We start from the raw sequence: 18,305 nt of genomic DNA on the forward strand, positions 1-18,305 counted from the left end.
CCAGTGCCTGCCCTGGCGAGAATCAGCTGGCCTTGGTGTGATCGAGGATGGCGGGGATGACGGTGTCCCACTGGGCGCGGGGGAAGACCTCGTGGCCGGTCTGCTCCATCGCCACGAAGCGTGCGCCGGGGATCTCCTTGGCCAGGGCGCGGCCGTGCTCGATGGGGAACAGCGGGTCTTCGGCGCCGTGCAGCACCAGCGTAGGCGCGGTGATCTGCCCGAGCCGGCCCCGCCACGGCTCCCCGGCGTCGAGCAGGTACGGGTTGGTCAGCTGGGCGGCGATGTTCGCGGTGCGGTCGACCACACGGGTGGCCACGGCCCGCATGCCCGCCTCGTCGAACGGCCTGGAGGCGGCGGCGAACGGGCGCTCGGCCTCCACCAGGTACTCGATGACGCCGGTCCGGTCGGCCCAGTCGGGCCCGGTCGCCTCCTCGGTGAACAGGGCCTGGACTTCCGCCGACATCTGCGGCAGGTCCGAGTGCTCGTGCCCGGGTCCGCCGGGCGTGGAGGAGGCGAGGGTGAGCGAGGCGACCCGGCCGGGGTGATCGAGCGCCAGAAGCTGGCCGACCGCCGCGCCCTGCGACATGCCGACGACGTGGGCGTCGATCAGGCCGAGGGCGTCGATCAGGCCGGCGGCATCGGCGACCAGGTCGCGCAGCCCGTACGACGGCGCTCCCACCGGGTAGTTCGTCGACAGGCCGGCGTCCCGGCTGTCATAGCGGATGACGTATCGGCCCCCGGCCACCAGTCGCTGGACGAAGTCCTCTTCCCAGGCCAGCAGTGAGTGACCTGCGCCATGGACCAGCAGGATCGCCGGATCCACCGGTCGGCCGAAGGACTCCGTGCTCAGCTCGACTCCGTTGACCTTGATCATGCGCTGTTCGATCGTCATCACGGACACCCTTCACTATGTTCGTTACGTGTAACGGAGATGGTAGCGGGAAGACTCGTTACATGTCACGAGAATTCCCTACACTGATGCACATGCAAGACGAGACCGCGCGCCAGGCCTGGGCGGCCTACCGCAGACTGCACCTGCTCGTTGACGCGGAGATTGCGCGTGACCTGGAGCGGGACGCCGGCCTGTCGATGGCCGACTACGACGTGCTGGACGCTGTGGCGGCGATGTCCGACGGGGAGCACTGCATCCGGGTGAACGGTCTCACCGCCCGGATGAACTGGGCCCACAGCCGGCTGTCCCGCCAGCTCGGCAGGATGGAACGGCGAGGGCTGATCGCCCGCCAAGCCTGCGAGCTCGACGGCCGCGGCGACGACATCGTGCTCACCGAGTCCGGCCGGCAGGTCCACGCCGAGGCCGCCCCGGCCCACCTCGCCTCGATCCACCGCCACTTCACCGAGTCGCTGTCCGCACAGCAACTCGAAGCCCTGATCGGCATCGAGCAGACCATCGCCCGACGCCGGAGCGGCAACCGGCGCTCCAGCTCGTGACCTGTCTCAAGGGAGGGTGAGGACGGCCTTGCCCTGGACTCGGCGGGTCAGGAGGGCGTCCGCCGCGGCCATGGCCTGGTCCCACGGGCCGCGCCAGCCCACCTGAGCATCCAGCTCGCCCCTGGACAGGAGGCCGACGAGCTCGGCGAGGTCGTCGGCGAACGGGGTGCTCACGTTGAAGTTCTCGATCCGTCCGCGCAAGGACCGGCTCCCGGCCTCCTCGAAGTCGATCAACGTGGGCTCCTTGGCGGCCCTCCCGACGGCCTGGATCACGCCATCGTCCTCCAACCGGTAGAACGCCTCGGCCAGCTGCTGCCCGCCCACGGTGTCCAGCACGCCGTACACCCGGCCGCGAAGGTTGGTGGGACCGAGCACGACCTCGGCCGCGCCCAGCTTCTGCAGTCCCTCGGCCCGCGACGCACTGCCGACGGAGGCGATCACGTGCGCCCCCGCACGGGCGGCCAACTGGACCGCGTATCTGCCGACGCCGCCCGACGCCCCGGTGACCAGCACTCTTCGCCCTCGCACCGAGCCGAGCCGGCGCACCGCCTGGAGCGCGGTGACACCCGCGACCGGCAGGGCGGCGGCCAGGGCGAGATCGACGTCGTCCGGTACGACGGCCAGCTCAGTGGTGTCCACGGCCCGCAACTCGGCCCACGCCCCCGACCAGCCGAACGTCACCACACGGGTGCCCACGGCGGGCCCCGAACCGTCGGCGGCCGCCCGCACGACCACTCCGGCCGCATCCCAACCCGAGACGTGATCGGGCCGAATCCGCGCAGATCTGAAGGCGATCTCCCCGAAGTTGAGAGAAACGGCCGACACCTGGACGAGCACCTGTGCGGGCGACGGGACCGGGTCGGGGACAACGCCGAAGGTCAGGTCAGGGTTGAAGATCAGTGCTTTCATGTGTCCCACTGTGCCGACCGCCACGCACGGTTCGCTGATGGTCGGCTTACGACCCGGCCGCGATCAGGTCGCGGATGCGGTCCACATCGCCGCGTTCGCCAGGTGGCAGCGGTGCGCCGACCGACTCCCTGAGCGCCGCCGCCTCCGCCAGCAGCCGGGCCGCCTCCTCGTACGAGCCCTCCAACGCCGCCACCTCGGCCAGCCCCTCCTGCGCCAACGCCACCGAACGCGGATCGCCGACCTCGCGAGCGGCGGCCAGCCCTTCCAGGTGCAGCCTCCGGGCGGCAGCCGTCTCCCCCCGCCCGGAGGCGATGAACCCCAGCTCGGCCAGGATCAACGTCACCCCGTAGAACGGCACCCCGAAGTCCGTTTCCAGCCGCCGATTCCATTCCAGCGACTCGAGGAACAGCTCTTCGGCCCGATCAAGGTCACCCGACCGGCGGGCCACCAGCCCGAGCCCCACCCTGGCGAACTCCTCGGCGAACCTGTTGGCCTGCTCGCCCGCCAGCCGCATCCCCTGCTCGTGGAAGTCGGCCGAACGCTCCAATTCGCCGGTCAGCAAGGCGATCCGCCCCAGGCTGGACAGCCGGTACGACACGTCCGTCCACAACCGCAGATCTTCCGCGATCCGCAGCCCCTTCCGATGGAGCCGGTCGGCGCGCGCGTAGTCGCCGGTGACCTCCGCCAGGTAGCCGAGCATGTCCGAGGCCTGGAGCTGCCCCCATCGATCTCCCAGCTCGCCGAAGATCGCCATGCTTTGGGCGCCACTGCTCGCGGCCAGCTCGAAGTCGCCTTGGAACATCGCCTGCTTGGTACGGCTCGCCAGCGCCGCCGCCTCGCCCCAGCGATCGTCCAGCGCCCTGAACTGGGCCAACGCCTCGTCGAGCAACCCCACCGCCGTGCTCACGTCCCCGAAGTGCAGGCAGGCGTGCGCCAGGAACCAGCGTGACCTGGCGTCGGGGAACTCCGTCGAGTCGGTACGGCCGGCGCCCGCCAGCATCGCGAACCCCGAACCCCAAGCCGTCCCCTTGGTGTGCCGATACCCCTCCTGGTGTCTGCCCCGCAGATACCAGTACCAGGTCAGCGCCTCGACCAGTCGCGGGGACCCCGCCGAGTCCAACACCGCCCTGAGGTTGAGCACCTCCTCGTCCAGCCGCCCCAGCCACTGCCGTTGGGCGCTGCCGTACAGGTGAGGAGCGGCCCGCTCGGCGAGCTCGATGTAGTAGGCGTCCCTGGCTCGAACCACCGGATCGTCCTGGTCGAGTCGCTCCAGGCAGTAGGCCGCCACACTCTCCAGCAGCCGGTATTTGGGCGCGCCCGTCACCATCGACCTGCTCACCAACTGGTCGAGCAGGTCGAGATCGACCCCGACCGCCTCGGCCGCCTCCAGCGTGCAACCGCCCGGATGGATCGCCAGTGCCAGCATCGCCGAGCGCTGCGGCTCGGTGAGCTGCTCCCAGCTCCAGTCGATCACCGCCCGTAGCGTCTGCTGCCGGGCCGGCCGGCCCCGCCCTGCCCCGGCCAGCAGCCGGAACCGGTCGTCGAGCCGTTCGGCCACCCCCCGCACGCCCAGCGCCCGCACCCGGGCCGCCGCCAGTTCCAACGCCAGCGGCAACCCGTCCAGCCGCCGGCAGATCGCCTCGACCCACGGTGCGCTCTCGGCGTCCGGCGTCGAGCCCGAGCGCTCCACGAACATCGCGACCGCGCTCGCCTCGTCCAGCGGCGGCACCACGAAGAGCGCCTCGCCCGGCAGGGCCAGCGACTCCCGGCTGGTGGCGAGCACCCGCACCCCTGGCGCCGTCCGCAGCAGCAGTTCCACCAGCGCGGCAACCTCTCCGACCAGGTGCTCGCAGTTGTCGAGCACCAGCACCAGCCGCTGCCCGCGCAGCGCGTCGGCCAGCCGATTCGCCAGCGCCGGCACGGGCACCTGAGAAGGCGAGGAGGCCTCGTCCCGCACGCCCAACGTGGCAGCGACCAACTCGGCCACCTGCCCGGTGGCGCCGGCGAGCTCCACCAGCCACACGCCGCCGGGGAACTCGACCGAAGACGCGACGGCCAGCGCCAGCCGGGTCTTGCCCACCCCTCCCGGACCGGTCAACGTGACCAGCCGGGAGGAGTCCATCAGTGCCCGTACCTCTGTCACCGCCTCGTCCCTGCCCAGGATCGAGGTGACCGGCAAGGGCAGGTTCGTCAAGGACGACACGGGCGCGGGCGCCAGCGCCGGATCCTGTACCAGGATCGCCTGATGGAGCGCGACCAGCTCGGGCCCCGGATCCAGACCCAGTTCGTCGGCCAGTTGCGCACGTAGCTCGGCGTACCCGGCCAGTGCCTCGCTCGGCCGCCCTGACCGGTACAACGCGCGCAGATGAGCCGCCCGCAACCGCTCCCGGAGGGGATGCTCGGCCACCAGTTCCCCCAGCTCGTCGGCCAGGCGGCTGTGTTCGCCGAGTGCCAGCCGTACCTCCGCCTGCTCTTCGAGCGCCGTCAGGCGCTGTTCGTCGAGACGGGAGGCCGCGGCGTGCGCGAAGGAATCGCGGAAGTCGACGTAGGCGGGACCGCGCCACAACGCCAGCGCGTCGGACAGCAGGTCGGCCTTGGCCCGCAGGTCCTCGCTCGCCAGCGCGCCGGCGAGCAGACGAGTGAACTGGATGGCGTCCACCGAGTCGGTGACCAGGGAGTATCCGGCCGGCTGGTAGGCCACCAGCTGCCGATCACCCAGCGCGCGACGTAGCTGGGAGACCTTGGTCTGCAGCGTGTTGGCGGGGTTGCCCGGCAGTTCCTCGCCCCACAGGTCGTCCAGGAGCCGATCGGCCGACACCGGTCTCCCCTCGTGCATCAGCAGGTCGGCGAGCAGCGCGCGGACCTTCAGCTCGGGAACGCGCACGGGCGTTCCGTCTGACGTCCACACCGAAAGCGGACCAAGCACCCCAAATCGCATCAGACAAAGCTATCCCGGGTCGACCCCCAGCCGATCGTGCGTGGCATCAGCACAGTGGAGCCCGTCACCTGAACGAGAGGAGGCGGGATGCGACTCGCGATCATCATCGGCAGCGTACGGCAGGGCAGGTTCGGCCCCACCGCAGCGGCCTGGTTCCATGCCAGGGCGTGCCGCCGAGACGACCTCGACGTCGATGTCATCGACCTGGCCGAGGCCTGGCTGCCGGCGGTCATGCCCGCGAAAGTTCCCGCCTATCCGGAGGAGGGCCCCGCCGGGCCGCCCGCCGTGGAGGATCTGCGGCCCTGGCTGGCCGAGGCGGACGCGTTCGTGGTCGTGACACCGGAGTACAACCACAGCTTCCCCGCCTCACTCAAGAACGCCATCGACTGGTACCGCGAGGAGTGGCGGGGCAAGCCCGTCGCCTTCGTCTCCTACGGCGAAGCCAGCGGCGGCCTGCGGGCCGTCGAGCAGCTACGCCCGGTCTTCACCGCGCTCGAAGCGGTGATCGTCGAGGAGACCGTCGCCTTCTACCACTACCGAACCCCTGCGGATCTGGACGCCGAGGGCCTGCTCGACGCCCTGAGGAGAACGTCATGAACGCCAATTCTGAAACCCGCCTGGCCGCCTCCCTCGTCGAACAGAGCGCCATCGTCACTCGGACGGGCTGGCTCGCGGTTCTCGCGGTGACCCTGGGGATCTTCTCCCTGATGACCTCCGAACTGCTGCCCGTGGGCCTGCTCACCCCCATCAGCTCAGCTCTGGCAGTCTCCGAGGGGACGGCCGGGCTGATGGTGACCGTCCCCGGCCTGCTCGCCGGGATCTCGGCGCCAGTGATCACCGTGTCCGCCGCCCGGGTGGACCGGCGGGTCCTGCTGGCCGTACTGACCGGCCTCATGGCGGTCGCCAACCTGGTCAGCGCCATCGCGCCGAACTTCATCGTCGTGCTCGTGGCACGGCTGGCGATCGGGGTGAGCGTCGGCGGCTTCTGGGCGATCGCCGGCGGCCTGGCCGTACGGCTCGTGCCGGACCGGCACGTCGCCCGGGCCACCGCGGTCATCTTCGGCGGGGTCTCCACCGCCTCCGTCGTCGGCATCCCTGCCGGAACCCTGATCGGCGACTTCGGCGGATGGCGCACCGCCTTCGCGGCTGTCGGGATCCTCGGCCTGGTCGCGGTGGCCGCCCTGCTCACCCTGGTGCCGCCGCTGCCGTCGACCCGCTCGGTCACCTTCGGCGCCCTGCCCGCGCTGCTGCGCGGCAACAAGGGCGTACGGATCGGGGTGCTCATCACCTTCTTGCTGGTCACCGGGCACTTCACCGCCTACACCTTCATCCGCCCTGTGCTGCACGACACGGCCGGAATCGACAGCGGCGCGATCGGCGCGCTGCTGATGGCGTACGGCGTGGCCGGCGTCGCCGGGAACTTCGTGGCGGGCTCCAGGGTCTCCCGCCACGTGCGAGGCACCCTTCTGCTGATCTCCATCGCGCTCGCGGCCGTCATGGCGCTGTTCGCCCTACCCGGTCATGGGCCGGTATCGGGGACCGCCGTGCTGGTCGCGTGGGGCCTGGCCTACGGCGCCGTCTCGGTGAGCCTGCAGACCTGGATGCTCCAGGCGGCGCCCGACGCCGGGGACACCGCCTCGTCGTTGTTCGTCGCGGCCTTCAACCTGTCCATCGCGCTCGGTGCCCTGATCGGCGGCCTGGCCGCCGACGGCATCGCCACCACCGCCGTCCTCTGGGTCGCAGGCTCCCTTGCCCTGCTCACCGCCCTGACCACCAAGCGTCTCTGACCTGCTCACCGCCCTGACCACCAAGCGTCTCTGACCTGCTCACCGCCCTGACCACCAAGCGTCTCTGACCTGCTCACCGCCCTGACCACCAAGCATCTCTGAAAGGAACCACTGCGATGTCGCACTCCATCATCAATCCCGAGGGCCTGCACGACCCGATCGGCTTCGGCTACAGCCACGTCGCCCGCGCCAGCGGGGACCTGGTCTTCATCGCCGGCCAGTACGCCTCTGACGGCGACGGCCACGTCACCTCACCCGACTTCGCCGAACAGGTCGAGCGCTCGCTGGCCAACCTGCGTACGGCCCTGGCCGCCGCGGGCCTGGACTACCGGCACGTCGTCCAGCTCCGCACCCACATCGTCGACCATGACACCGACAAGCTCGCGATCATCGCCAAGCTCATCGGCGAGATCTGGGGAGATCGGCCCCCGACCCAGACGCTCACCGGCGTGGCCGCGCTCGCCCTTCCCGGCATGCTCTTCGAGATCGACGCCATCGCCGTCAGCCCGTGACGAGAGCCGCTCCCGCCAACCCCCAGCCGACCATCAGCGCTCCCCTGCAGGCTGGAGCCAACGAACGAACAGAGGAGCAGATCATGTCGACGAGGATGACCACGGCTGAGCGGGAAAGCTTCCTGGCCGATACACACATCGGAGTGCTGAGCGTGGCCGGGTCCGGCGAGCGGGCGCCCATGGCGGTGCCCATCTGGTACGGCTACGAGCCCGGCGGTGAGATCACGTTCGCCACGAGCCCCGACAGCGTCAAGATGGCCCTGATCCGCGAAGCCGGCCAGATCGGATTCACCGCCCAGCAGGAGACGATGCCGTACAAGTACGTCTCCATCGAAGGCCCGGTTGTGGGCTATGAGCCGACTGACGCGGACGAGTACCGCAAGTGGTCGATTCGCTACCTCGGCCCCGAGGCGGGCGAGCGGTTCTTCGACGGCATCAAGGACTTCGTGCAGACGATGGTCACCGTCCGCGTCCGGCCCGAGCGCTGGCGGACGTACGACTTCAGCAAGGAGTTCAGCGGCTAGCTGATCGACCACGGTTCCAGCCGGTACACGCCCCGCCGCTCCCGGCTGCGGGGCGCGCCAGCCGTACTTCCGGATTGCGCCTGCCTGAGAGGCCGCAGTCAACCCCCAGCCGATCGTCAGCGGTGCCCGGCACAGTGAGGGCAACGAACGAACGTAAGGAGAAAATCATGGACCTGCAGCTTGCTGGGAAGACCGCCGTTGTCACGGCCGCCAGCGGAGGTATCGGAGGCGCGACCGTCCGCACTCTGATCGCCGAAGGGGTGACGGTGCTCGGCGCCGACCGCACGGTCACGGATCAACTGAAGCAGACCGGCGCCATCACCGTCGAAGCCGACCTGCTCACCCCAGAAGGCGTTGAGGAGCTGCGGCGGGTCGCCGACAGCGAGCTCGGCGGCGTCGACCTGCTCGTCAACGGCGTCGGCGGGCTGGCAGGTCTGGACCTCGGTGGACTGCCCGACCTTTCCGACTCGACCTGGCAGCGGGCCTTCGAGCTCAACTTCTTCAGCACCGTGCGCATCACTCGGGCGCTGCTGCCCAGCCTGCGCGAGGCGGTGGTCAATGTCTCCACCAGTGTGGCCCACTGGCCGGCCTCCGGCCCGCACTGGTACGGCGCCTCCAAAGCCGCGCTCACGGCCTTCAGCAAGGGCCTCGCCGACGAGCTGGGCCCGCGCGGCATCCGGGTGAACACCGTCTCGCCCGCACTCATCCGCACACCGCTATGGGATGAGTACGGCCCGCGCGTCAGCCAAGCCCGCGGCGCGGACTACCAGCAGCTCATGACCGACCTACCCGAACAGATCAACGTCACTTTGGGCCGCTGGGGCACCCCGCAGGAAGTCGCCAACGTGATCGTTTTCCTCGCCTCCCCAGCCGCCGGATACGTCACCGGCAGCGACTACGTCATCGACGGCGGACTGCTGAAGGTCCTCTAGGCAAGCTCGCTTGCCGAGCCTGCGCACGTCCAGAACGTGTGCGGAGGCGGTGAAGTCCGGATACGGCAGGAAGGTCTGCATCGGTGGTCGGCAACCCGAACCCGGCGACCGTATCCCCAGGTGGCCATCAGATCCCCGGGTGGCCATCAGCGGGGTTTGGCGCGGCGGGTGGGCTCGGCGGTGAGGGGGTCCTCGGGCCACGGGTGCTTCGGGTAGCGGCCGCGCAGTTCGGCGCGGACGGCGCGGTAGCCGTCCCGCCAGAAGGAGGCCAGGTCGGAGGTGACGGCGGCGGGCCGCCCCGCGGGGGAAAGCAGATGGATCAGCAGCCGGACCCCGGACACCCGTGGCGCCTCCTGCCACCCGAACAGCTCCTGCAGCTTGACGGCCAGCACCGGCTGCTCGCCCGAGTAGCCGACGCGGATCCGGGAGCCGCTGGGAACCTCGATGTGCGACGGCGCGTCGTCGTCCAGGCGGCGGCTCCACGGGACGAGCCGTTTGAGCGCACCGGCCACGTCGATCCGTTCGAGGTCGGAACGGCGGCGGGCGCGCGACAGCTCGGGTTCGAGCCAGTGGTCGGCGAGGTCGACGAGGTCGTCCATGGACGGCCACGGCTCGCCGATGGCGCGATGGCAGAACGCCATCCGGTCCCTGACGGAGAGCGCCTCGCGGGTCCAGGTGAGGACGTTCTCGGTGCGCAGGCCGTACAGGAGGGCCGGTCGGACGTCGGCGTCCTTCAGCGGGGTGACCGACAGCTCGATGGCGCCGAGCCGTTCCACCATGCGGGCGCGGACGTCGCCGCGGCGCCAGGCCACCTCCTCCTGTACGGTCACCGGCACGACCCGCCTGGCGAGGTCCTCGTCGATGACGACGGCCTGCCTGATCCTGGCGGAGGCGGCGCCGGTGGGACGGTCGGCGACGGCGATGGCCAGCCATTCGGCGGTGCCGAGCCTGGAACCTTCGGGCAACTGCGCCCTGGTGCCCGAGGCCATGAGGTAGCCGCCGCCGCTCCTGCGGGCCACGCGCTCGGGGAAGGCCATCGCGACCGCCAGACCCGCCGCCTCGTCGTCGGGGCCGTGGATCCTGGCGTTGGTGAGGCGCTTGACCTCGCGGAGCCAGCCCGGGTCGCGGTCGCGGGCGGCCTTGCGCCAGACGTCGACGAGGTCGTCGCTCGCGTCTCGGGGGAGTTGGCCGGACAGGAGCGCGACCACCTCGGCGGCGCGGGGTCCGGCGTCGAGCAGTGCCCTGGCCAGGCGCGGATGCACTCCTGCCGCGGCCATCCGCCGCCCCCGATCCGTCACCCGCACCCGGGTTCCCCTCCGGCCCGCCGGGATTTCATCCGCCGCGCTGCCGCTTTCGGAAGCCCGGCCGGACGACGAGCCTTCTGAAGGGGTTCGGTCGTCCTGTCCGAGAGTGGGCCATTCGGGGGAGTCGGCGTCGAGGGGTTCGACGGCGCCGAGGGCGTGGAGGGTGCGGGTCGCGGCCGACATCGCGGCGGCCGGTGGCCGGTCCAGCAGGGCGAGGTCGGCGGCGTCGGGCGAACCCCAGCACGCCGCCTGCAACGCGAACCCCGTCAGGTCCGCCAGCAGGATCTCCGGCGGCGCGTGCGGGGCGAGCCGCGCGTGGGTCGCCGCGGTCCAGCAGCGGTAGACGGTGCCGGGGCCTTCGCGTCCGGCCCGTCCGGCCCGCTGGTCGGCCGAGGCGCGGGACACGTGGACGGTGGTCAGCGAGCCGAGCCCGCGCGCGTGGTCGGTACGCGGCTCCCTGGCCAGGCCGGAGTCCACGACCACCCGCACGCCCGGCACGGTCAGGCTGGACTCGGCGACCGAGGTGGCCAGCACGACCCGCCTGGACGGCGAGGGCCTGAGCACCGCGTCCTGGACATGGGCGGGCGCCTGGCCGTGTACCTGGAGGATCTGCGCCTGGTGGGCGTCGGCGGCCGGGCCGAGCATCCCGGCGACGCGGGAGATCTCGCCGACTCCCGGCAGGAAGCACAGCACGTCCCCGTCCCGCTCGGCCAGCGCCCGCCGTACGACATCGGCCACGTGAGCCAGCAGCGCCGGGTCGACGCGCAGCCCGTGCGGTGGCGCGACGGGCCGCGGCGGCGGCGCCCAGACGACGTCGAGGGGGTGGGCGACGCCGGAGGCGGAGACCACGGGCGCGTCGCCGAGCAGCCGCGACCACGGCGCGGTGTCGGCGGTGGCGGAGGCGGCGACCAGGCGCAGGTCGGGCCGGAGCGTCTCGCGCACGTCGAGCAGGAACGCGAGCGCGGTGTCGGCGTCGAGGTGGCGTTCGTGGCACTCGTCGATCATGACGACATCGACGCCCGGCAGTTCCTGGTCGCGCTGGAGCCGTTGCAGCAGCACGCCGGTGGTGACCACCTCGACGCCTGGACGGCGGCCTTCGCGGTGCTCGCCGCGGATGGTGTAGGCGACGTCCATCCGGCGCGCCGCCGCCCGTACCGCGAGCCTGCGCGGCTCGGCGACCAGCACGCGCAGCCCCGCGTCGGCGAGCGCAAGGGGCACGACCGTGGTCTTGCCCGTGCCGGGCGGGGCCGTCAATACGGCACGGCCATCGTCATCGAGCGCCCGCAGCAGGGACGGCAGCGCGGCGTGGATCGGCAGCATCAGCTCACCGCCCCGAGCAGGAAGGACAGCAGGGCAGTGCGGCGTGGATCGGCAGCATCAGCTCACCGCGCGCAGCACGGAGTCGAGCAGGCCGGGGAAGCGCTCGTCGAGGTCGGCCCTGCGCAGCGTCATGAACTTCTGCCTGCCCTCCTGCCGGGTGGAGACGACTCCCGACTCGCGCAGCACCCGGTAGTGGTGGGACATCGTCGACTTGTGCAGCCCGATCGACTCGCCGACACCGCTGCACGTGAGCTCGAGCTCGGCGGCCAGCTGGGTGACGACGTCGAGCCGCGCGGGGTCGGACAGCGCGTGCAGGACCTCGGTGAGCTGGATGTCGTCGACCGCCGGTTGAGGGAGCAAGCGCATGCGACCACTCTACCTTCGTTGGAAGGTTTGACAACAATCCAACTATCGGCCAGGTTGTTCCCCATGACCCACAAGCTGTACGCGCTGGCCATGGGGAATTTCTCCGTGGGCACCGGCATGTTCGTCACCGCGGGCCTCGTTCTGCCGATCGCCCACGACCTGGCCATCTCCCCGTCGGCCGCGGGCCAGCTCATGACCGTGTTCGCGCTGGCCTACGCGGTCCTGTCGCCCGTCCTGGCGGCGCTGACGGCGACGCTGTCCAAGAAACGGCTGCTGCTCATCGGCCTCGGCGTGCTGGCGGTGGGCAACGCGCTGACGGCGCTGGCGCCCACGTTCACCCTCATGCTGGGCACCAGGGTGATCGCCGCAGCGGGCGCGGCGATGGTGACGCCGGTCGCCTCCGCCGTGGCGACCGCGCTGTCGGAGCCCGAACGGCGGGGCCGCGCGCTGTCGGTGGTGATGGGCGGGCTGACGGTGGCCTCGGCGATCGGCGTGCCGCTCGGCACCTGGATGGGCGGCGCGGCGGGATGGCGCGCGGCGGTGTGGATGGTGGTGGTGCTCGCGGTGATCGGGTTCGCGGCCATCGCGGTCGTGGTGCCTGACGTGCACCTGCCCGCCTCGACCAGGATCAGGGACCGCTTCACCCCGCTCGCCGACAGGGGCGTGCTGGCCGTGCTGCTGACCCAACTGCTCGTCTTCGCCGCCGCCTTCACCGCCTACACCTACATCGGCTCGCTGTTCGACCTGCCGCTGGCGGCGGTGCTGTGGGCGTGGGGGATCGGCGGGGTGGTGGGCAACGCGGTCGGCGGGCGGCTCACCGACGCCTACGGCCCGCGCAGGATGGTCTTCCTCGGCATCACGGGCGCGACCGTGCTGCTCGGCCTGATCCCCGTGGCCAACCTCAACCTCGGCATCGCGCTGGTGTGGGCGTTCGCGTGGGGCGCGCTCGGCTGGCTGATCGGTCCGTCGCAGCAGTTCAGGACGGTGGCCGCGGTGCCGGGCAACGTGCCGGTCGGGCTCGGGCTGCTGGCCTCCAGCCAGTACCTCGGGTTGTTCATGGCGGGCATCGCCGGCGGCCTCGCCCTCGACTGGTACGGCAGGGCGGGCGTGACCGTGCTGGCCACGGCCCTCGGCGTGGTGACCCTGCTGTTCACCCTGGCCACCTACCGCCCCACCAGAGCCACAGTGGCGGCGTAGACCAAAGGCGGATGGCGGGGCGAGGTGGCGATCGCCAGACTGGGGGCGTGAGCGATCCACGCGACGAGCCCGCCCCGTTCGCCGCCGTCGTGCTGCTGACCACGCTGTCGGCGGTGGCCGTGGCGGTGCTGCACCACTTCCTGGCCGATCGGCTCAACCTCAAGCTGCTGCTGCTCGGCCCGGTCGCGCTGGTGGCCTTCGAGGTCGTCGTCCACGAGGTGTGGTGGCGGCGCTGGTGGGGCGCCGTTCCTGGCGCCCTGGTGGGGGCGGCCGTCTACTTCGAGGGCCGCCAGATGGTGTGGGAGCCCGTGGCGTACGTGGCCGCGTGGGCGCTGTTCGCGGTGGTCTTCTGTCTGGCGAGCCGCGTCGCGTTGGGAGACACGCTGGGCCGCAGCACCGGCCCCGCGGGCTCAGGCGGGGATCCAGCCGAGTGACACGGCGGCGATGACGAAGACGCCCAGCAGGATCCGGTAGACGACGAACCCGGTGAAGCGGTGGGTGCTGATGTACTTCAGGAACCACGCCACCGCCGCGTAGCCCACGATGAACGAGATGATCGTGGCCACGATGGTCGGCCCCCAGTCGGGCGTCTGGCCGTTGCCGATCTCGAACAGTTCCAGCACGCCCGACGCCAGCACCGCGGGGATCGCCAGCAGGAAGGAGTATTTCGCGGCCTCCTCCCGCCGGTAGTCGAGCAGCAGGCCCGCCGTGATCGTGCCGCCGGACCTCGACACGCCGGGGATCAGCGCGAGCGACTGGGCGAAGCCGTAGATCAGGGCGTGCGTGAACGACAGGTGCTTCTCGAGCGTCAGCTTGGTGCGTGCCGTACGGTCGGCGAACCACAGGATGAGGCCGAAGACGATCAGGGTCGTGCCGATGATGCGCAGGTCGCGGAAGACGGTCTCGATCTCGTCCTTGAACGTCACGCCGAGGATGCCGATGGGGATCGTGCCGACGATGACGTACCAGCCCATCCGCGCGGGGAACGCCGAGCGCAGCGCGGGCGTCCACAGGGAGCGGGTCCAGGTGGAGATGATCTCCCACAGCTCCTTGCGGAAGTAGATGAGCACGGCGGTCTCGGTGCCGAGCTGGATGACCGCGGTGAAGGCCGCCCCCGGGTCCTCCCAGCCGAAGAACGCCGAGACGACCCTGATGTGCGCGCTCGAGGAGATCGGCAGGAACTCCGTGAGCCCTTGGAGCAGCCCAAGGACCACCGCTTCGAACCAGCCGATCACGACATGCACCTTCCGTTGACTGCCGGGGTGTTGGCCAAACGTCCTGAGTTTGGCACGGGAATCGGCGTGGTCGGGTCACGGGACGGCGTGCCGCCTTGCGGGCGATCAGTCGGTGGGGGCCGCCTTCCTCGGGCCGAGCAGTTGCTCGCGCAGGCCGGTCAGCTGGTGGGAGTAGTCGACCGAGCGGCTCTCGTCGAGGGAGTCGATGGCCAGCAGCAGGGCGTCGGCGACGATGATGCCGGTCAGCGGCTCGGCGGTGATGCCCGTCGGGGTGTGCGGCGCGGACAGGACCGCCTCCACCTTGCCCTCGAAGGCGGCGCCCAGCTCGTCGGAGACCAGGACCACCCCCGCGCCGACCGCGCGGGCCCGGTCGATCAGCACATCTATCTCCTTCAGCCGCCTGCCGGGCTGGAAGATCACCACGGCGTCGCCGTGGCTCAGCCAGAGCAGCTCGTCGGCCAGGACGAAGCCGGTGGCGGCGATGGCGCGGGCGCGGTGGCCCCTGCGGCCGAGCTTGAGCGCGAGGTGGCGGGCGGCGGGCTCGGAGGCGCCGGCGCCGTAGACGAGCACGGAGCCGCCCGCGGCGACGACGGAGACGGCGCGGGTGAACGCCTCCTGGTCGAACAGCCGCTTGCAGTGCTCGATCCGCTCGAAGGCCTCGTCGAAGACCCTCTCCCAGATCTCGGACAGGTCGTGGCCGACATGGCTGATGCGCTGGCGCAGCCGTACGTCAGGGGCGACGGAGGAGGTGAACTCGGTGGCCAGCGCGCGCTTGAGCCCCGGCAGGCCGGCGAAGCCGAGCCGCCGCATGGTCCTGATCACGGTGGCGTTGCTGGTGCCCGCCGCCGCGCCCAGCTCCTGGGCGCTGGCGAACAGGATCTGCTCGGGCGCGGCGGAGATCAGGAACTGGCACACGGCGCGCTCGGCGGGCGATAGCTCCTCCCACACCTGCTTGACGACCGCTCTGAGCTGCTCGATCGGACTTTGTGAATTTTCCATTACGGGTCTTGACTCCCACGGAACGGGTTTGGAAATCTGCGTTACAGAGTTCACCGAGCTCTGAAACGTAGATTACAGGGCTAGGTTCCAAGGAGCACCATTGAGCCTCATCTCCCTGCCTCTCGTCGAGATCTCGGGCCCACCGCGAGAACGCGGCCGCCAGTACGGCGAGCAGGCCCGCGAGCTGATCGAGCGCGCACTGACCTACTACCGGGAGGCGTTCGCCCACTCCAGCGGCCTCAGCTGGGAGCAGGTCACCCAGCGCGCGGCCCGCTGGGTCGCGCCGTCCACGGCCTTCGCGCCCGAGCTGGTCGAGGAGATGGAAGGCATCGCCGAAGGCGCGGGCGTCGGCTTCCTCGACATCCTGGCGCTCAACGCGCGCGGCGAGATCATCTACGACAGCACGTTCGGCTCGATGGAGCCCGACGGCTGCACCTCCTTCGCGCTGCTGCCGGAGGCGTCCGGCGACGGCCACGTCTACGCGGGCCAGAACTGGGACTGGCGCCACGGCGTCGCCGACACCGTCATGGTGCTCAGGGTGGTCCAGCCTGGCAGGCCGACGGTCATCATGCACGTCGAGGCGGGGCAGGTCGGGCGGCAGGGGGCCAACTCGGCGGGCATCGCGCTCAACGCCAACGGGCTCGGCGGCAGGTTCGACGACGCGGTCGGCGTCCCGCAGACGCTCATCAGGCGGCGGGTCCTCGACAGCCCCAACCTCAACGCCGCGCTGGAGGCGCTGACCAAGTCGCGCGCCCACATCGCCAGCAACGCGCTCGTCACCCACCGCGACGGGTTCGCCATCGACCTGGAGACCACGCCGGGCGCGGTGGGCTGGATGTACCCGACCGACGGGCTGCTCGTCCACGGCAACCACTACCAGGCGTTCGTGCCGCCGCAGCTGGCCGCCACCTACCGGCCCGGCTCGGCCGACTCCCTGTTCAGGGTGCCGCGCGCCGAGGCGGGGCTGCGTGCCGTACGGCACGCCTCCGGTGGCGACGAGACCCGCAAGCTGATCCGCACCGCCATGTCCGACCATCTCGGCCACCCCGAGTCGCTGTGCACCCACCCCGACCAGGACCAGCCCCCCGTCAAACGGTGGGCCACGCTCCTGTCGAGCTGTGTCGACCTCACCACGGGCGACTACCTGATCGCTGCCGGCACGCCCTGCGACCACGAATACGAACGCGTGCCGTGGAACCTCTACGACGGAGAAGACACGCCATGAGAAAGACCCTGGCCCTGGTGGGCCTGATCGGGGTGAGCGTCGCGTGCGGCGGCCCCGCCGCGACGACGAAGGCGCCCGATGTGGCCAAGCTGGCGCTGGTCGACCAGACGGCCAAGGCGACGGGCACGCTGGAGAAGGCGACCTGGCTGCTCGGCGAGGAGCCCGGCACGCTCGACCTCGACAGCGACGGCGGCACCGCCAACCGCACGATCATGTCGAACGTCTGCGAGCGGCTCATGCAGACCCAGCCCGACATGACGATCAAGCCGTGGCTGGCCGAGAAGGCCGACCAGGTCGACCCCACGACGCTGGTGTTCACGATCAGGAAGGGCGTCACCTTCCACGACGGCAGCCCGCTGACCGCCGACGACGTCGTGTGGAGCCTGCGGCGTCACGCGGGCGAGGGCATGAACGAGTCCGACGAGTTCGAGGACGTCGAAGCGGTCACCAAGGAGGGCGACGACCAGGTCAAGGTCACCTTCAAGAAGGCCAACGCGCTGTTCATCCAGGCGATGGCGGGTGATGCGGGCATCGTGCTCAACAAGAAGGTCGTCGACGAACTCGGCAAGGACTACGGCACGCCCGGCCACCCCGACGCCTGCTCGGGCCCCTACAAGCTGGGCGAGTGGAAGTCGGGCACCGAGATCACCGTCGACCGCCACGACGGCTACTGGAACACCGGCGTCAAGCCGCTGACCAAGGCCGTCACCTTCCGGTGGGCCGACGACAGCGCCATGGTCAACAGCCTGACCACGGGCGCGGCCGACGGCGCCTACCTGGCCGAGACCGGCCCCGCGGTCGCGCTGGCGAAGAACCCGGCCGTCAGCGTCGCCTACGGGCCGACGACCAGGGTGTTCGTGCTGCTGCCCACCGACAGGGGCGTGCTGAAGGACGCGAAGATCCGCAGGGCGCTCTCGTTGGCCGTCGACAGGGCGGGCATCGCCAGGTCGGGCTTCGCGGGGCTGGCCAGGCCGTGGAAGGTGCCCGTCGGCGCGGGCGCGTGGTCCTACGAGAAGCAGGCCTTCCAGAGCGCCTACGACCAACTCCAGGGCGCGCCCGAGCAGCCCGATCTCGAGGCGGCCAAGAAGCTCGTGCAGGAGGCGGGCGCGCCGCAGACCCCGATCGTGATCGCCTCCGACGGCGACCAGGCCAGGTCGGTGATCGCCAACGCGGTCGTCGACGCGGCCACCAAGATCGGGCTGAAGGCGGAGATCAAGACGATCCCGAGCTCCGAATACGGCACCTTCTACACCGACAAGGCCAAGCGGGCCGAGGTCGACCTGGTGCCCGACGACTGGTACATCACCAAGAGCGACCCCATCGGCTTCTACGACAACGGGCTGAGCGGGTCGTCCAACAACTGGGTCGGGTTCGACTCGCCCGAGTACGACGCGCTGGTGGCCAAGGCGCTGGAGACGACCGACCCCGCCGCCAGGGCCGGGCACGTGATCGAGCTGCAGCGGCTTTTCACCGCCGACATGGTGTGGATCTCGCTGGTCGAGGTGCCGTCCACGGTGGTGCTCGGCGGCAAGGTGACCGGCCCTCCGGCCTCCATGACGTACTTCGGCTACCCGTGGGCCACTGATCTTGGGGCGAAGGGCTGACATG

General features: G+C 70.8%; 17 protein-coding genes. 10 read left to right on the plus strand and 7 right to left on the minus strand.

Annotated elements, in window-relative coordinates; translation table 11 throughout:
* Positions 1-22: 22 nt before the first annotated feature.
* Complete coding sequence (locus ACFXJ8_RS37220) at positions 23-892, minus strand: alpha/beta fold hydrolase (protein ID WP_379649169.1); 870 nt, start codon at positions 890-892, stop codon at positions 23-25.
* Positions 893-984: 92 nt separating this feature from the next.
* On the opposite strand from ACFXJ8_RS37220, the gene ACFXJ8_RS37225 reads away from it, so the two are divergent.
* Positions 985-1,449, plus strand: a complete 465-nt coding sequence (locus ACFXJ8_RS37225) for a MarR family winged helix-turn-helix transcriptional regulator (protein WP_379649171.1) — start codon at positions 985-987, stop codon at positions 1,447-1,449.
* Between the two features lie 6 nt (positions 1,450-1,455).
* Here the strand turns inward: ACFXJ8_RS37225 and ACFXJ8_RS37230 are convergent, their stop codons facing one another.
* Both ACFXJ8_RS37230 and ACFXJ8_RS37235 read right to left on the minus strand, forming a co-directional pair.
* Positions 1,456-2,358 (minus strand): zinc-binding dehydrogenase, encoded by a 903-nt coding sequence (locus ACFXJ8_RS37230; protein WP_379649173.1) that lies wholly within the window; start codon positions 2,356-2,358, stop codon positions 1,456-1,458.
* Between the two features lie 46 nt (positions 2,359-2,404).
* Positions 2,405-5,242 carry a BTAD domain-containing putative transcriptional regulator gene (locus ACFXJ8_RS37235; protein WP_379649175.1) on the minus strand — a complete coding sequence of 946 codons (2,838 nt, stop codon included), beginning with the start codon at positions 5,240-5,242 and terminating at the stop codon, positions 2,405-2,407.
* Positions 5,243-5,383: 141 nt separating this feature from the next.
* Between ACFXJ8_RS37235 and ACFXJ8_RS37240 the strand changes: the two genes are divergently transcribed.
* The 5 genes from ACFXJ8_RS37240 (at position 5,384) to ACFXJ8_RS37260 (ending at position 9,051) form a co-directional block, all read left to right on the plus strand.
* Positions 5,384-5,893, plus strand: a complete 510-nt coding sequence (locus ACFXJ8_RS37240) for an NADPH-dependent FMN reductase (RefSeq protein WP_379649177.1) — start codon at positions 5,384-5,386, stop codon at positions 5,891-5,893.
* Positions 5,890-7,083, plus strand: a complete 1,194-nt coding sequence (locus tag ACFXJ8_RS37245) for an MFS transporter (RefSeq protein WP_379649179.1) — start codon at positions 5,890-5,892, stop codon at positions 7,081-7,083. The genes ACFXJ8_RS37240 and ACFXJ8_RS37245 overlap by 4 nt, the downstream gene beginning before the upstream one ends.
* 116 nt (positions 7,084-7,199) lie before the next feature.
* Positions 7,200-7,595, plus strand: coding sequence for a RidA family protein (locus ACFXJ8_RS37250; protein WP_379649180.1), 396 nt, complete (start codon positions 7,200-7,202; stop codon positions 7,593-7,595).
* Positions 7,596-7,678: 83 nt separating this feature from the next.
* Positions 7,679-8,119, plus strand: a complete 441-nt coding sequence (locus ACFXJ8_RS37255; protein ID WP_379649182.1) for a pyridoxamine 5'-phosphate oxidase family protein — start codon at positions 7,679-7,681, stop codon at positions 8,117-8,119.
* Between the two features lie 167 nt (positions 8,120-8,286).
* A complete protein-coding gene (locus tag ACFXJ8_RS37260) occupies positions 8,287-9,051 on the plus strand; it encodes an SDR family NAD(P)-dependent oxidoreductase (protein ID WP_379649184.1) in 765 nt (254 codons plus the stop codon).
* Positions 9,052-9,197: 146 nt separating this feature from the next.
* On the opposite strand, the gene ACFXJ8_RS37265 is transcribed toward ACFXJ8_RS37260, so the two are convergent.
* Positions 9,198-11,675 (minus strand): ATP-dependent RNA helicase, encoded by a 2,478-nt coding sequence (locus tag ACFXJ8_RS37265; RefSeq protein WP_379649186.1) that lies wholly within the window; start codon positions 11,673-11,675, stop codon positions 9,198-9,200.
* A 57-nt stretch (positions 11,676-11,732) separates the two neighbouring features.
* The gene (locus ACFXJ8_RS37270; protein WP_379649188.1) at positions 11,733-12,041 is read right to left on the minus strand and encodes an ArsR/SmtB family transcription factor; all 309 of its coding nucleotides are present in this window, start codon (positions 12,039-12,041) and stop codon (positions 11,733-11,735) included.
* Positions 12,042-12,104: 63 nt separating this feature from the next.
* On the opposite strand from ACFXJ8_RS37270, the gene ACFXJ8_RS37275 reads away from it, so the two are divergent.
* Together ACFXJ8_RS37275 and ACFXJ8_RS37280 are read left to right on the plus strand one after the other, a co-directional pair.
* On the plus strand, positions 12,105-13,238 hold the full coding sequence (locus ACFXJ8_RS37275; protein WP_379649190.1) for an MFS transporter: 1,134 nt from the start codon (positions 12,105-12,107) through the stop codon (positions 13,236-13,238).
* A gap of 47 nt (positions 13,239-13,285) precedes the next feature.
* The gene (locus ACFXJ8_RS37280) at positions 13,286-13,672 is read left to right on the plus strand and encodes a hypothetical protein (protein WP_379649192.1); all 387 of its coding nucleotides are present in this window, start codon (positions 13,286-13,288) and stop codon (positions 13,670-13,672) included.
* Here ACFXJ8_RS37280 and ACFXJ8_RS37285 read toward each other — a convergent pair.
* Both ACFXJ8_RS37285 and ACFXJ8_RS37290 read right to left on the minus strand, forming a co-directional pair.
* Positions 13,649-14,473, minus strand: a complete 825-nt coding sequence (locus tag ACFXJ8_RS37285; protein ID WP_379649194.1) for an undecaprenyl-diphosphate phosphatase — start codon at positions 14,471-14,473, stop codon at positions 13,649-13,651. The genes ACFXJ8_RS37280 and ACFXJ8_RS37285 overlap by 24 nt on opposite strands.
* 105 nt (positions 14,474-14,578) lie before the next feature.
* Positions 14,579-15,472, minus strand: a complete 894-nt coding sequence (locus ACFXJ8_RS37290; protein ID WP_379649195.1) for a MurR/RpiR family transcriptional regulator — start codon at positions 15,470-15,472, stop codon at positions 14,579-14,581.
* Positions 15,473-15,572: 100 nt separating this feature from the next.
* Here ACFXJ8_RS37290 and ACFXJ8_RS37295 point away from each other — a divergent pair, with 100 nt between their 5' ends.
* Positions 15,573-16,697, plus strand: coding sequence for a C45 family autoproteolytic acyltransferase/hydolase (locus ACFXJ8_RS37295; protein WP_379649197.1), 1,125 nt, complete (start codon positions 15,573-15,575; stop codon positions 16,695-16,697).
* Entirely contained in the window at positions 16,694-18,301 is a 1,608-nt protein-coding gene (locus tag ACFXJ8_RS37300; protein ID WP_379649199.1) for an ABC transporter substrate-binding protein, read from the plus strand. Before ACFXJ8_RS37295 ends, ACFXJ8_RS37300 begins: the two co-directional genes overlap by 4 nt.
* Positions 18,302-18,305: the final 4 nt, after the last annotated feature.

Source organism: Nonomuraea sp. NPDC059194 (genome assembly GCF_042754765.1).
Classification (GTDB): domain Bacteria; phylum Actinomycetota; class Actinomycetes; order Streptosporangiales; family Streptosporangiaceae; genus Nonomuraea.

Excerpts from the sequence above, each read along its gene's own strand:
- ACFXJ8_RS37220 (WP_379649169.1), bottom strand. The coding sequence starts at position 892 with ATGACGATCGAACAGCGCATGATCAAGGTCAACGGAGTCGAGCTGAGC.
- ACFXJ8_RS37225 (WP_379649171.1), top strand. The coding sequence starts at position 985 with ATGCAAGACGAGACCGCGCGCCAGGCCTGGGCGGCCTACCGCAGACTG.
- ACFXJ8_RS37230 (WP_379649173.1), bottom strand. The coding sequence starts at position 2,358 with ATGAAAGCACTGATCTTCAACCCTGACCTGACCTTCGGCGTTGTCCCC.
- ACFXJ8_RS37240 (WP_379649177.1), top strand. The coding sequence starts at position 5,384 with ATGCGACTCGCGATCATCATCGGCAGCGTACGGCAGGGCAGGTTCGGC.
- ACFXJ8_RS37245 (WP_379649179.1), top strand. The coding sequence starts at position 5,890 with ATGAACGCCAATTCTGAAACCCGCCTGGCCGCCTCCCTCGTCGAACAG.
- ACFXJ8_RS37250 (WP_379649180.1), top strand. The coding sequence starts at position 7,200 with ATGTCGCACTCCATCATCAATCCCGAGGGCCTGCACGACCCGATCGGC.
- ACFXJ8_RS37255 (WP_379649182.1), top strand. The coding sequence starts at position 7,679 with ATGTCGACGAGGATGACCACGGCTGAGCGGGAAAGCTTCCTGGCCGAT.
- ACFXJ8_RS37260 (WP_379649184.1), top strand. The coding sequence starts at position 8,287 with ATGGACCTGCAGCTTGCTGGGAAGACCGCCGTTGTCACGGCCGCCAGC.
- ACFXJ8_RS37265 (WP_379649186.1), bottom strand. The coding sequence starts at position 11,675 with ATGCTGCCGATCCACGCCGCGCTGCCGTCCCTGCTGCGGGCGCTCGAT.
- ACFXJ8_RS37270 (WP_379649188.1), bottom strand. The coding sequence starts at position 12,041 with ATGCGCTTGCTCCCTCAACCGGCGGTCGACGACATCCAGCTCACCGAG.
- ACFXJ8_RS37275 (WP_379649190.1), top strand. The coding sequence starts at position 12,105 with ATGACCCACAAGCTGTACGCGCTGGCCATGGGGAATTTCTCCGTGGGC.
- ACFXJ8_RS37290 (WP_379649195.1), bottom strand. The coding sequence starts at position 15,472 with ATGGAAAATTCACAAAGTCCGATCGAGCAGCTCAGAGCGGTCGTCAAG.
- ACFXJ8_RS37300 (WP_379649199.1), top strand. The coding sequence starts at position 16,694 with ATGAGAAAGACCCTGGCCCTGGTGGGCCTGATCGGGGTGAGCGTCGCG.